Annotated in this window: 14 protein-coding genes; 6 read left to right on the top strand and 8 right to left on the bottom strand. The window is 55.9% G+C overall.

The annotated features are described in order from the left end of the window. Window positions 1-7 precede the first annotated feature (7 nt). The 3 genes from ACQZQY_RS23140 to ACQZQY_RS23130 all read right to left on the bottom strand — a co-directional run bounded on the left by ACQZQY_RS23140 (window position 8) and on the right by ACQZQY_RS23130 (window position 2,669). Window positions 8-1,561, bottom strand: a complete 1,554-nt coding sequence (locus tag ACQZQY_RS23140) for a peptide MFS transporter (RefSeq protein ID WP_122096655.1) — start codon at window positions 1,559-1,561, stop codon at window positions 8-10. A gap of 326 nt (window positions 1,562-1,887) precedes the next feature. Continuing rightward, on the bottom strand, window positions 1,888-2,172 hold the full coding sequence (locus ACQZQY_RS23135) for a hypothetical protein (RefSeq protein ID WP_431297312.1): 285 nt from the start codon (window positions 2,170-2,172) through the stop codon (window positions 1,888-1,890). Next, window positions 2,169-2,669, bottom strand: coding sequence for a MarR family winged helix-turn-helix transcriptional regulator (locus ACQZQY_RS23130; RefSeq protein WP_056773993.1), 501 nt, complete (start codon window positions 2,667-2,669; stop codon window positions 2,169-2,171). Before ACQZQY_RS23130 ends, ACQZQY_RS23135 begins: the two co-directional genes overlap by 4 nt. 50 nt (window positions 2,670-2,719) lie before the next feature. On the opposite strand from ACQZQY_RS23130, the gene ACQZQY_RS23125 reads away from it, so the two are divergent. Both ACQZQY_RS23125 and ACQZQY_RS23120 read left to right on the top strand, forming a co-directional pair. Continuing rightward, window positions 2,720-4,225 carry an FAD-dependent oxidoreductase gene (locus tag ACQZQY_RS23125; RefSeq protein WP_431297311.1) on the top strand — a complete coding sequence of 502 codons (1,506 nt, stop codon included), beginning with the start codon at window positions 2,720-2,722 and terminating at the stop codon, window positions 4,223-4,225. Between the two features lie 123 nt (window positions 4,226-4,348). Next, entirely contained in the window at window positions 4,349-5,590 is a 1,242-nt protein-coding gene (locus ACQZQY_RS23120) for a diguanylate phosphodiesterase (protein WP_431297310.1), read from the top strand. 62 nt (window positions 5,591-5,652) lie between these two features. On the opposite strand, the gene ACQZQY_RS23115 is transcribed toward ACQZQY_RS23120, so the two are convergent. From ACQZQY_RS23115 to ACQZQY_RS23095, 5 genes are all read right to left on the bottom strand, one after another. Beyond that, the gene (locus ACQZQY_RS23115; protein WP_056773983.1) at window positions 5,653-5,910 is read right to left on the bottom strand and encodes a biofilm development regulator YmgB/AriR family protein; all 258 of its coding nucleotides are present in this window, start codon (window positions 5,908-5,910) and stop codon (window positions 5,653-5,655) included. A gap of 27 nt (window positions 5,911-5,937) precedes the next feature. Next, a complete protein-coding gene (locus ACQZQY_RS23110; RefSeq protein WP_371414322.1) occupies window positions 5,938-6,237 on the bottom strand; it encodes a biofilm/acid-resistance regulator YmgB/AriR in 300 nt (99 codons plus the stop codon). A 16-nt stretch (window positions 6,238-6,253) separates the two neighbouring features. Beyond that, window positions 6,254-6,577: a hypothetical protein gene (locus ACQZQY_RS23105; protein WP_235533417.1), complete on the bottom strand. Its 324-nt coding sequence runs from the start codon at window positions 6,575-6,577 to the stop codon at window positions 6,254-6,256. Window positions 6,578-6,731: 154 nt separating this feature from the next. Beyond that, entirely contained in the window at window positions 6,732-6,971 is a 240-nt protein-coding gene (gene ycgZ, locus ACQZQY_RS23100; protein ID WP_056773978.1) for a regulatory protein YcgZ, read from the bottom strand. A gap of 232 nt (window positions 6,972-7,203) precedes the next feature. Next, entirely contained in the window at window positions 7,204-7,857 is a 654-nt protein-coding gene (locus ACQZQY_RS23095) for a DUF1028 domain-containing protein (protein ID WP_056773974.1), read from the bottom strand. A gap of 143 nt (window positions 7,858-8,000) precedes the next feature. On the opposite strand from ACQZQY_RS23095, the gene ACQZQY_RS23090 reads away from it, so the two are divergent. Genes ACQZQY_RS23090 through ACQZQY_RS23075 form a run of 4 tightly spaced genes read left to right on the top strand, consistent with a single transcriptional unit; the run spans window position 8,001 to window position 13,110 of the window. Continuing rightward, window positions 8,001-9,575 (top strand): ABC transporter substrate-binding protein, encoded by a 1,575-nt coding sequence (locus ACQZQY_RS23090; protein WP_056773971.1) that lies wholly within the window; start codon window positions 8,001-8,003, stop codon window positions 9,573-9,575. Window positions 9,576-9,587: 12 nt separating this feature from the next. Further along, window positions 9,588-10,535, top strand: a complete 948-nt coding sequence (locus ACQZQY_RS23085) for an ABC transporter permease (RefSeq protein WP_122096661.1) — start codon at window positions 9,588-9,590, stop codon at window positions 10,533-10,535. Further along, window positions 10,532-12,328: a dipeptide/oligopeptide/nickel ABC transporter permease/ATP-binding protein gene (locus ACQZQY_RS23080; RefSeq protein ID WP_431297309.1), complete on the top strand. Its 1,797-nt coding sequence runs from the start codon at window positions 10,532-10,534 to the stop codon at window positions 12,326-12,328. Before ACQZQY_RS23085 ends, ACQZQY_RS23080 begins: the two co-directional genes overlap by 4 nt. Then, window positions 12,325-13,110 carry an ATP-binding cassette domain-containing protein gene (locus ACQZQY_RS23075; protein WP_122096663.1) on the top strand — a complete coding sequence of 262 codons (786 nt, stop codon included), beginning with the start codon at window positions 12,325-12,327 and terminating at the stop codon, window positions 13,108-13,110. The genes ACQZQY_RS23080 and ACQZQY_RS23075 overlap by 4 nt, the downstream gene beginning before the upstream one ends. Window positions 13,111-13,125 lie beyond the last annotated feature (15 nt).

Here is a 13,125-nt window from a genome sequence, read left to right as displayed (position 1 = left end):
TTACGCCTCAGGCATGGCTGACAGGTTTTTGCTCGGTCTTAACGTCGGCATTTTCCAGCATCCGTCGCACAGGAATGATCAGCAGGAACAGCACGGCAGCGCAGATAAGCAATGCGATGGAACAACGCGCGAAGAGATTCGGCAGCATGTCCAGCTGATCGGCTTTGACGTGGCCGCCAATCAAACCGGCTGCGAGGTTACCCAGCGCGCTGGCGCAGAACCACAGCCCCATCATCTGACCACGCATTCTTTCCGGCGCCAGCAGCGTCATGGTCGCCAGCCCAATCGGGCTGAGACAGAGTTCACCCAGCGTCAGCATCAGAATACTGCCCACCAGCCACAACGGTGACACCCCTGCTCCGCCGTTGTTTAGCACGTTTTGCGCCGCCAGCATCATGATCCCAAAGCCCGCCGCCGCACACAGAATGCCGATGATGAACTTAGTGATGCTGCTTGGACGCACTTTTTTCCGTGCCAGCATCGGCCATGCCCAGCTAAATACCGGTGCCAGCAGAATGATAAACAGCGCATTGATTGACTGGAACCAGACGGCAGGGATCTCAAAATCGCCGATCATGCGGTTGGTATAGTCGTTCGCAAACAGGTTAAATGAGGTCGGTTTCTGCTCAAACGCAGACCAGAAGAAAGCGGCGGAAACCAGCAGGATGAAGCACACCAGCAGGCGCGCCCGCTCTTTGCGGTTAAGACCGGCAAACAAGAAAAGATAGACAAAATAGAGGATGACCGAAGCCGCGATCACGTACACCAGCGTACTGGCGACGGCGACCGGGTTGATCACAATCACGCCCTGCGCGATCAGCGTCACCACGACAACCACACCTGCCGCCAGTGCCAGCAGCCAGCCGCCAACACCCTTTTTCTTCGCCACCGGATTGTTCCAGGTGGAATCCAGCCCGACTTCGCTGTCGTAACGTTTCATTGCCGGAACGGCGTAAAAGCGGAAGATAATCAGGGCCACCAGCATACCGATACCGCCGATACCAAAGCCCCAGTGCCAGCCGTGGGTTTTAATCAGCCAGCCGGAAATCAGCGGCGCGATAAAGGAACCCATGTTGATGCCCATGTAGAACAGCGAAAAACCGCCGTCGCGACGCGCATCCCCTTTTTTATACAGCGTGCCGACCATGACCGAGATACAGGTCTTGAACAGACCGGAGCCGAGCACGATAAACATCAGGCCGATAAAGAACAGGTTGTCGCCCAGCACAGCGGATAACGCGATGGACAAGTGCCCGAGCGCGATAAGAATCGAACCGTACCAGACCGCTCTTTGCTGCCCGAGCCAGTTATCCGCCAGCCAGCCACCCGGTAACGCGGCGAGATACATACAGCCTGCAAAGATACCGACGATGGCCGACGCGCTTTCCCGCGCCAGCCCCATGCCGCCGTCGTAAACCGTGGCGGCCATAAACAGAATCAGTAAAGGGCGAATCCCGTAAAACGAGAACCGCTCCCACATCTCAGTGAAAAACAGTGAACCCAGCGGATATGGATGGCCGAAAAAGGTTCGGCTCTCGTTTTTGTTAACAGAGGAATGCATAAATTCTCCAGAGAAAGTCGGTCGGAATGTGTGTGCAAAGCGCCCTGTCCGGCGGCTGTCATGCAGCCGCTCTTGAAGACTCAGCAGGTTAAGATCATTGCTGAATACGGGTATTGTTTGGCGCTGAGGGCAGGACTTTAAGATGAAAAGTCGACGATTGTCCACTTTTAAAGACGTTACGGCGGTTATTTTGCGTACGGAATAGGTATAAATGCGATGAATAGTCTAATTATCACGTATTCATGTGGGTGATTTTCTTTCAGCGAGTGACTCTTCCTGAAAAACTGACACGCAAAAAGCAGCCACTCCGGTGGCTGCTTTCAATCTCACCACCCTCCGCTCAGGTTCAGCATCAGCGCAAACACCACAAGCGTGACGAGAATTGCCACAACGCTTTCCCCTAAAAGCTGGGTTCTGCCGTAGCCGCGTAGCAGTGTTGTTTTCGAGGGAGCCGCCCGCTGCGGGTCGCCGGGTCTGGCGCTCTTTAACCATTCCCGGGTGTGCCGGTAAAGCCGTATCCACAAAGTGGCGACAATCAGCAGCAACACCGCGAATACCACTATGCTATCCAGTTGAAACTGCGTTCCCCAATGCCAGCTCGTATTGTTCATGACGGTTGATCCTGTGTATTGACCGGCGCTTCGTCTTTTATGTCGTCAGCAAATCTGCGCATCAGTCGCGCCAGTCCGACAATATCCTCGTTTTCCCAGCGGGAGAAAATACCCTGAGCAATTCTGTTGCGCGCCTCATCGATGCGTGCGGTCATGGCTTTGCCTTGCGCAGTCACAACGGCTTCGCGCACGCGGCGGTCGCTGGCATTTGCCTGCCGGGTGATAAGCCCGAGCGTTTCCATTTTAGCCACCTGCCTGCTGACGGTGGTGTAGTCGCGCCCCACTCTGTCTGCCAGCTCGACAACGCCGATCGGGCCGAGCCGCTCCACCAGCACTAACAGCGGAAACAGTGCACGATCCAGCGCGATACCGGCTTCCCGGATCATGGCTTCGTCACGCTGCGGGCGGTTCATGACGCCGACGATTTCCAGTAACGCCCCGTGCAGTTCGCGGAGTGTTTCTTCAATATGTGTATTTTGCACGTTTTTAATTGACAATGGTCTTCCCCTCTGACTAATGTGTGCATATTACACATAAGAGGTGAGCGATGGAAAAAATATTCAAGACAGATGTGCTGATTTGCGGCGCGGGCGCGGCAGGTTTAACACTGGCTATCGAACTGGCGCGCCGGGGTATTGCCTTTCATCTGATAGAAAAGAGCCCGGCGCCGTTCGGTGGTTCCAGGGGCAAAGGCATTCAGCCACGTACCCTGGAGATATTCGAGGATCTGGGTATTCTCGAACAGATCGCGGCCGCCGGAGGCGTTTATCCGCCTATGCGCCATTACGCTGAAGGGGGCGGCTACCGCGATGAGGAGGTGATTGAGCACGCCCCGCCGACGCCTGCCGAGCCTTATCCGCACCCGCTGATGGTGCCGCAGTTTATGACCGAACGGATCATGCGCGAACGGTTACTCGGGCTGGGGCATCAGCCTGAATTTGGCTGCGAACTGCTCAGTGTTGAACAAAATGCACAGGGCGTAATTGCAAAAGTCATCAGCGATACGCAGGAAAGAACGCTGTCTGCACGCTGGCTGGTCGCGGCTGACGGTGGCCGCAGCAGGATACGGCAGGCGCTGGACATTCCCTTCCCCGGTAAAACGCTCGGGGTGCGGGCGATCGTCGCCGATGTCACGCTCAGCGGATTAACGCGCGATGCCTGGCACTGTTTTCATCAGGGCGATATGGCGCGACAAATAATGCTCTGCCCGCTCGCCGGCACCGACCTGTTTCAGGTGCAGGGGCCGGTAACTGCTCAGGGCGAGATTGATTTAACCGCCGAAGGGTTAGATGCCCTCGTCGCAGAACGCACCGGGCGCAGTGATATTCGTATCCGGTCAGTTTCCTGGGCATCGGCCTACAACATGAATGCGCGGCTGGCAGAGCAGTATCGCGTAGGCCGTATTTTACTGGTCGGCGATGCGGCTCACATTCACCCGCCAACCGGCGGACAGGGGCTTAATACCAGCGTGCAGGATGCTTATAATCTTGGCTGGAAACTGGCAGCCGTTGCCGGTGGCGCGCCGGATGCCCTGCTCGATACCTATGAGGAAGAACGCAGGCCTGTCGCGGCGGCGATGCTCGGGCTGGCGACCCACCTTCTGGAAGCGCAGAAACGCGGTGACATGCGGCGCGGTCGCGAAGTGCATCAGCTGGATATCGGCTACGCCGGTTCTTCCCTTGCGCAGGAAGACACGGGGCGTCAGCGTACCCTGCTCGCCGGTGACCGTGCGCCGGATGCGCGGGTTCGCCGTGCAGGCGGCGAAAGCGTACGGCTGTTTGATCTGCTAAAAGGAACCCACTGGACGTTATTCGGCGTGGAAATCCCGGCCGGGCAGATCGCCCCTCTCCCCGGCGTACACCTGCATATACTGGGCGCGGGGGGCGATCTGACGGATGAATGGGGGGAATTTAATCAGGCGTATGATCTTGTTGCGGGTGAGGTTTTGCTGGTGCGCCCTGACGGGTATATTGCCGCCATCGTGACGGCGAAAAATAGCGCGTTTCCCGAAGAGTATTTCGCTAAGTTTTTGACCCATCAGGGAAAGCATTAACAGACGGGTCGGCGGGCGTTTGCAAAATAAAAGTTAAGAAAATCTGATTGATCAAGAATTTTCCATAACAAAAATTTATCTGATATTGTGTCGCTTCTGAGAAGATTCACACTGGAAGATCGAATGCTGTTAACCCTCGTTTATCGCAGTCATGTCAGCGAGCATGTTCAGTCCGCCTCCCTTGCGGGGTTGGTGACACAAGCGAGTTTTAAGAATGAACTGTCAGGTATCACCGGTATCCTGCTTTTTGACGGAACGCATTTCTTCCAGTTGCTGGAAGGGCCCGAAGACGCGGTCGATGCGCTTTACTACACCATCAGTCAGGACCGCCGGCACCATAACGTCGTCGAACTGATGCGAGATTATGCGCATTCCCGGCGGTTCGGTAATGTCGGTATGGAACTTTTTGATCTGCGATCTCATCATGAAGATGTGGTGCTTCAGGCGGTGCTGGATAAGGGAACGTCGAAATATCAGCTGACCTATGATGACCGCGCATTGCAGTTCTTATGCACTTTTGTGCAGGCGCGTGAAAAGGAGAATTATCTCGAAATTCTTCCTGCGGGCACCTGGTCGTTTCTGCCTGAAGAACAGCCGGAAGCTGAAGTAGAATTTATCTTTCCGGAAATGCAGGACTACAGCTTTGCGTTCCAGCCGATTATTGATCCGCTGAGCCGTGAGATCATTTCGTACGAGGCGACCTTGCGCGGGCCGGACGGCGGTTCGCCGATGGGCTATTTCTCTAAGCTTTCGCGCATGACCATTTATGAAGCAGATCTTAAATCTAAAAAGCTGGCCTTCGCGCTGGCCAATCAGATGGGGCTGAACAGTAAAACGCTGACGGTCAAACTCCTGCCCATGACGCTGGTGATGGTGCCCGGTGCCGTTGAGTTTCTGATTCAGGAAATCACGGCAAACGGTCTGGTGCCGGAGCAGATTGTCGTTGCGATCACCGAGAACGGTGTGATTACCCGCGAAGACAAATTCAACGCAGCAATGAAACAGCTGAAAGCCTCGGGAATGCGTCTGGCGATTGATGATTTTGGTGCGGGATCGGCGGGGTTATTGCTGCTGACGCAGTGCCAGCCTGACAGCATCATGATTGACCGTAATATCATCTGCGACGTTCACACCAGCGGGCCGAAGCAAGCGGTTGTGCAGGCGATCATCAGGTTCTGTTCTTCACTCGAGATATCGGTGATTGCGACCGGTGTGGAAAAACCGGAAGAATGGATGTGGCTGGATGCCGCAGGGATATGTAATTTTCAGGGGGAGTTGTTTACCACGCCACGGGTTAATGCCCTGCCGCTGGTCGCCTGGCCTGAAATTTTGCAGGAAGATCAGTTACTCAATCAGAATTTTTAAGGCATGCAGGGTCGTGGAAACACGTCCCTGCATCAGGACTGACAAAACATGTCCGGGAACGCTTATTCAATATCATCGTCCGAGGTGCGGTAAACCACATATTCCAGCGCTTCTAAATAAACATCCTGCTTATCCGCGTCACTTTCCTGTTCAATCTTCTGAATCAGACAAAGAATAATATCTTTGTGGGTGACATGCCCTGTCTGGCTTTTTAACGTATTGTAGATACGGATGACTGTTTCATTACCCACCAGAAGCTCAGGATCTTCCGTCAGAATATAATCAGCCAATTTCACATGAGTATAAGACACGTCTTGCATTTTAGTACTCTCCGTCACTGAGTTTAATTAAAAGCCGGAATCATCAGGGGTGTATCCCACCACTAATTCCAGGGTTTTACGCAGAACATCCAGTTGCACGATATCGGATGTACTTTCGAGTTGATTAATCAGGTGCAAAATGATGGCTTTATTCGTCACCACACCGTTGCTTGCCAGAATAAGGCGAATTGCCGCACCCAGCACTTCGGTTTCGCTGGAGTAAAGTTCACCGGCTTTCTCGAAATGCTTATACATCACCGTATGACTGGCTGAATCAATCATCGAATGAGAGTGGTTTGAGGGCATCGTTTCGTTGTAATGAGTCATAACAGAATCAGATGGCTCAATGTTTTTTCTTGTCATCGGACGGCCCTTCAGCGTTGAAAAAGTGTCGAACATTGTCGACGTCACGAACCTCATAACTGATTTGCCCGCGCTTTTGCGCAATGTTATGGCGAATCTCGTTAATAACCTGTTCGCACGCGCTTTTTCGGTTAATGGAATCCGCACTTACAGCCATATACTGTAATTGCGCAATGAGTTTATCGGTCGATATTTGTTTTTTGCTTTTAAGCAAAGAAACAACGGCCTCACCTATCAGTTTGTCCGTCAATTTTTCTTCGTTACTTCTGTACATATTATCAGCCTCTGAATTTACGCCGGCCATAAGGCCTCGGCAGATTAGCTTCAGGTTCAGAGTTATTACCTTGCGCCGTAAGCGGTAAAGGGTTTTAAGGCGATGAATAAATCAGGCCCGCATAATATGTCGAACTGAATAGCTAATATAACCAATCTTTACTTAATAAAATAACTGCCCGGCATTAAGAATCACGTTCAAGTACCAGGTGGATAAGCTTCATATAATGCTTCTCCTCCGCTTCGCTTCCGGCCATTTCCACGCGGCTTAAAAGCTTGGAACATAAGGCTTTGCGATTCAGGTTTTTGCCTGCTTCCAAAATTTCAACGACAACGCGGCCCATCGTTTCTTCCTCAGAAAAAACCTGAGTGTACAGTGAAGAAAATGTGTCAGAAGACGATGGATTGAGTTTATTCTGTCGCATGATTAACCCTTATGTTAATACGTGTGTGAATAATAATTGCTGGTGTGACCATAAAGTTATACAAGATATGCAAAGTTGTACAGGTATTTTAGGAAAAAAAAGCTAGCAATGAAACTATCTGGCAACAGCATTGTCATAACTGACTGAAATTTATGTGTTTCTCGGGTTTTTCTGCAAAGCCGTTTCCGCGTAAAAAAGCGCCACCTGTCTTTGCTACGATCCTTGTATCGATTTAACCGCCTGACTGCCCTTTCGGCAGTGCGGCGAAAAAGTCTGCATGCGCGGGCGCGCGGGTTTGTTGCAGGATTTCCGCCAGCATCTCCAGCGGCGAATCCGACCAGTCGGCGCGCAAATCGACGCTGGCATACTGCCGGTCGCACCAGACTTTTAACGCAGCGGATTTCAGCCCGCGACGGTCACCGCCTGCTGCCGCCCCGGCGTTCATCGCCGCCAGCAGGCGATCGGCGAGAGGCAAGCCTTCACGGTCCTGATAAGTGGCCAGCATCGCCTCCAGCGTTTTCGCCCCCGTCAGTAAATTGCCACCGACCACGCACCCTGCTCCTTCAAGGCTTCCCGCCCAGCCGCCGCACTGGGCGCCGCTCCAGCGGGCACAGCGGCCCTGACTGTCGACGATCAGCACCTGCCTTTTGGCCGCGTCGGCATCGTTTTCAAGGATCATGTTCAGCGCACTGGCCGCGTCTTCACCTTGCTGCAACAGCGCCAGCCCCTGCCCGCCGTAGAGCGGGTTGGTCATAGCCTGGGTGGCGATCGCGCCGCACTGCGCCCGCCCGTGAACCACCAGCGCCCCCACTGCCGGACCGGCGGTGGCGGTAGCGACGCCCAGCGCCCCTGAGAGCGGATCGCGTGCGACGATCGAAAAGGTCATAAATACTCCGTGACGGTCTGGTTAAATTTATGCGTATAAATTATTGCAATTCAGTTTATTTATACGCATAAATAATAAACAGGACAACGCCTGATTTCCCAAAAAGGTGTTCATCACAGGCTTTACAACGCGACGAGGTCGATATGCTGCCAGCTTTGCGAACGTTAGTTATCCCGCTCTGTCTTTGTCTTGGCACACTGTCGTGGCAGGCTTCGGTGCAGGCGAAAACCCCGGCGGATGCGCTGTTAATCGGTCAGGTGGCGGAGCCGCAGTCTCTGGATCCGCAGGTCGCCACGGCGGCCAACGATTCCCGCATTCTGGTGAATATCTTCGACGGGCTGGTGCGTAACGGCGAAGGCAAGCTGGATATCGAACCGGCGCTCGCCACCCGCTGGGAAATCAGCCCCGATGGCCTGACGTACCATTTTCATCTGCGTGAAGGGGTTTCGTTTCAGGATGGCACACCGTTTAATGCCGCCGCGGTGAAATTCACCTTCGACAGGATGCTGGATGATAAAAATCCGTGGCACAACACCGGCCCGTTCCCGCTGTCGTTCTTCTTCTCGTCGATTAACTCCATTGACACACCCGACGAAAACACGGTGGTGTTCACGCTGAAAGAGCCCTTCTCGCCTTTTCTTTCCAACCTCGCCACGCCGACCGGCCTGATTGTTTCGCCGGAGGCGGTGAAAAAGTACGGTAAAGACGCAGGCCGCCATCCGGTGGGGACCGGTGCGTTTCGTTTTGCCGAGTGGAAAGCCAATCAGCGGGTGGTGCTGACGGCCAATGACGCGTACTGGGATGGCAAACCGGCAGTTAAAAACGTGGTGTTCAGGCCGATTACCGACGGCAATACGCGGGTGGCGGAAATGCTTTCCGGCGGCATTGACGCCATGGTGGAAGTGCCGCCCGATACGGTCAAACTGTTTGCGCAAAAAAGCAATCGCTTCCGTCTCTATCAGACCACCGGCCCGCACGTCTGGTACGTGATGCTCAATACGCAGGTACCGCCGTTTAACGATGTGCGCGTGCGTCAGGCGGTGAATTATGCGGTTAACAAACAGTCGCTGGCTGACAATATTTTGCAGGGGTCAGCCGACGTCGCCGACGGGCCGATCCCCCGCGCATTTAACTGGGCCGCCAACAAAGACGTTTCCCCTTATCCTTATGATCCCGCCAAAGCCCGCGCCCTGCTCAAAGCGGCCGGTGCCGAAGGCGCCTCGCTGACATTTTATGTGACCGAGGGCGGTTCGGGCATGCTGGATCCCATTCCGATGGCGACCGCCATTCAGGCGGATCTCAAAGCAGTCGGGCTGAAGGTGACCATCCAAACCTATGAGTGGAATACCTATCTGTCGAAGGTCAATGCCGGTCTGGATAACCATACCCAGATGGCAGAAATGGCGTGGATGACCAACGATCCGGACACCCTGCCGTTCCTGACCTTACGCACCGACGCCTGGCCGAAAAAAGGCGGTTTTAACTCCGGGTATTACAGCAATCCGCAGGTCGACATCCTGTTGCAGAAAGCCCGTCTGACCACGGACACCGCCGCCCGTGCCGCCCTATACCGCGAGGTACAGCAGCGCGTACACGACGATGCCCCCTGGATTTTTGTCGCTAACTGGAAGCAGAACGCCGTGACCTCCACGCGTATTCAGCATTTCGCGTTGCAACCTAATTTCAACCTGTTGCTCAACCGGGTAACCAAACAGTAATCGGAGATGTTTATGGGGAGTTACGTGCTTAAAAGGCTGTTCTCGACCATTCCGGTGTTTATCGGGTTGTCGTTAATTGTTTTTCTGATCATGGCGATGATTCCGGGGAACCCGGCGCAGGCGCTGTTGGGGGCCTGGGCAACGCCGGAAAACGTGGCGCGCATTAATCGCGAGCTGGGGCTGAACAAGCCGCTGTATCAGCAATATCTGATCTGGGCGGGCAATATTCTGCATGGCGACTTTGGCCGCTCCTACGTGCTGAACCGGCCAGTAATTGATGAAGTGATGGAGCGTTTCAGCGCAACGCTGCTGCTCGGCGGCTGCGCGCTGTTACTCAGCACCGTACTGGGACTGCTGGCAGGGATTTTCTCAGCGGTCAGGCAGTTCGGCTGGGGCGACCGCATCATCACGCTGCTGGTGCTGCTGGGCATTTCTATGCCGTCGTTCTGGATAGGCTTGCTGATGATCATGCTGTTCGCCGTGCAGCTGCAATGGTTCCCGGCGTCCGGGATGTATGCGGTCTGGGGCGGCGGTGACGTGGCGGATCTGCTGCACCATCTGGCGCTGCCCGCCGTGACGCTGGCGATAGTCGCCACCGGTGTGATCGCCCGTCTTACCCGCACCGCGATGCTGGAAGTGCTGCGTCAGGACTTTATCCGTACCGCCCGCGCCAAAGGGCTGTCTGAACGCAAAGTGATTTATAAGCATGCGTTCCGGATGGCGCTGGTGTCGGTTATCCCGGTGATCGGCATTCAGGCGGGCTTTGTGCTCGGCGGCGCAGTGTATATCGAGACGGTGTTCCAGTGGCCGGGGCTGGGCGCGATGATGGTGAAAGCCGTTGCCACCCGTGATCTGCTGCTGGTTCAGGGCGGCGTGCTGGTCGCTGCCGCAGCCTATGTGTTGATCAACCTTTGCGCAGACATTTTGCAGGCGCTTCTCGACCCGAGGTTAAAATCATGAGCCAGACCATCACTTCCCCCGCGCCGCGCTACCGCCAGTCTTTGTGGGCGCTGCTGCTGGCTAACCGCCTGGCAACGCTCGGCCTGACGCTGCTTGTTATTGCCGTGGCCGCCGCCCTCGCCGCCCCGCTGTTGCCGATACCTGATCCGGACGCAACGGATTTACTTAACCGGCTGTTGCCCCCGTTTTCGCCCGGCCACTGGCTGGGAACCGATCCGCTGGGGCGCGATTTGCTTTCACGTCTGCTGTGGGGAACGCGGGTGTCGCTGGCGGTCGGGATATGCGCCACGCTGCTGGCCGCGCTGCTGGGGACGCTGATCGGGCTGGTTGCCGGGTACGCCGGTGGCAAAACCGACAGCCTGCTGATGCGGCTGATCGACATGCTGATGGCTTTTCCCTACATCCTGCTGGCGCTGGTGATCGTCGCGGTGCTCGGCCCCGGCCTGCTGAATGCGCTGTACGCTATCGCCGTGGTCAATATTCCCTTCTTCGCCCGTAACATTCGCGGGCTGACCGTCGGCCTGCGGCAGCGTGACTTTATCCAGGCGGCGCGGCTGTCCGGTAAAAGTCATCTGCAAATTTTGCTCACCGAAGTGCTGCCCAACGTGATGCCCGTGGTGGTGGTCACCATGTCGACTACCGTCGGCTGGATGATTTTAGAAACCGCCGGGTTGTCATTCCTCGGGCTGGGCACGCAACCGCCAAATGCGGATCTCGGCTCGATGCTCGGTCAGGGACGCGCGCAAATGTTCAGTGCGCCGCACGTCTCCGTGGTGCCGGGATTGATGATTTTCCTGCTGGTGATGAGTTTTAACCTGCTCGGCGACGGCATCCGCGATCTGCTGGATCCGCGTCTTAAATCCGGTATTTTGCTGCGCGCCCGCGCGGTGACCACCGTAACGCGTTCCACCGTGCCGCCCGCCGTAAAGGGAAGCGACGCCCTGCTGGAAGTGGTGGATTTGCAGGTCAGCTTCCGCTCAGGCCGGCAGTCAGTGGCGGCGGTAAAAGGGGTCAGCTTCCACGTGGCAAAAGGCGAATGTCTGGGGCTGATTGGCGAAAGCGGCTCAGGTAAAAGCGTCACCGCGCTGTCGGTGATGGGGCTGGTCTCGTCACCGCCGGGTGAAATCACCGGGGGCGCCATCTATGTCGGCGCAGAAGAGGTGCTCGGGTTGTCGCAAGGCCAGCTGCAACAGCGGCGTGGCGCGCGCGTGGCCTACATTTTCCAGGATCCGCTGACCACGCTGCACCCGCAGTTCAGCATTGGTGCGCAGATCATCGAATCCATTCAGGCGCATCAGGCGATGCCAAACCGTGCAGCGAAAGACAAAGCGCTGTCGCTGCTGGTCAGCGTAGGCATTGAGGATGCCGCTGCGCGCTTTGATGCGTTTCCACACCAGTTGTCAGGCGGTCAGCGGCAACGCGTGGGTATCGCAATGGCGCTGGCGAATGACCCGGAAATCATCATTGCCGATGAACCGACCACCGCGCTGGATGTCACCGTGCAGGCACGTATTCTCGATTTGCTGCAACAGTTACGGCGCGAACGTGGCCTGACGTTGCTGTTCATTACTCACGATTTCGGCGTGATTGCGCAGATTTGTGACCGCGTGGCGGTGATGCGTCACGGCGAAATTGTGGAAAGCGGCGATACCCGTTCGGTGCTGCACGATCCCCAACATGATTACACCCGCAGACTGATCGCAAGCGTGCCCAAACTCGGCCAGGGGCGCGGTTTCCTCAAACAGGTCGGCGAACTGTATGCCACACAAAAACCGCAGCCGGAGGCACTATGAACAACGTCATTGAAGTCAGCGGATTGGTGAAAACTTTCGGCAGCCGTTCAGGCTGGTTTTCCGGTAAAAAACATCAGGTGGAAGCGGTTAAAGGTGTCTCTTTCCATCTTGCCGAAGGCGAGACGCTGGCGGTGGTGGGCGAAAGTGGCTCCGGGAAAAGCACGCTGGCGCGGATGCTGGTCGGGCTGGAGCGGCCAACCTCCGGCTCGGTGACACTGATGGGCGAAGAGATGTCGGCGCACAGTAAACGCGGCGATAAAGCCTTTGGCCGGATGATCCAGTATGTGTTTCAGGATCCGGTGGCCTCACTGAACCCGCGCAAAACCATCGCGGATACGCTGGACGTGCCGCTGCGTTATCTGTGCGGCTACCCTGCCGCGCGGCGACAGGCGCGGATGCGCGAGCTTATGGACGCGGTACAGATGCCTGCGGACGCCCTCACCGGTTATCCGCATGAGTTTTCCGGCGGACAGGCGCAGCGGCTGGCTATCGCCCGCGCACTGGCGGCGGAGGCGCGCATTCTGGTGCTCGACGAGCCGGTCAGCGCGCTGGATGTCTCGGTGCAGGCACAGGTGTTATTGCTGCTCGATCAGCTTAAACGTGATTTCGGCCTCTCCTATCTGTTTATCAGCCATGATTTAGCGGTGGTAGAGTCGATAGCCGATCGCGTGGCGGTGATGTATCACGGAGATTTGGTAGAATGCGCGGATAATGACATGCTGTTCAACGCGCCTCAGCACGACTATACCCAACGTCTGCTGGCCAGCGCGCCCAGGGTTTGAGCCAATGAAGGGATG

This window comes from Rahnella sp. PAMC25559 (assembly GCF_050632365.1).
Classification (GTDB): Bacteria; Pseudomonadota; Gammaproteobacteria; order Enterobacterales; family Enterobacteriaceae; genus Rahnella; species Rahnella rivi.
The sequence above is the reverse complement of the archived record's forward strand: the minus strand, read 5'-3'. Positions and strand labels throughout refer to the sequence as shown.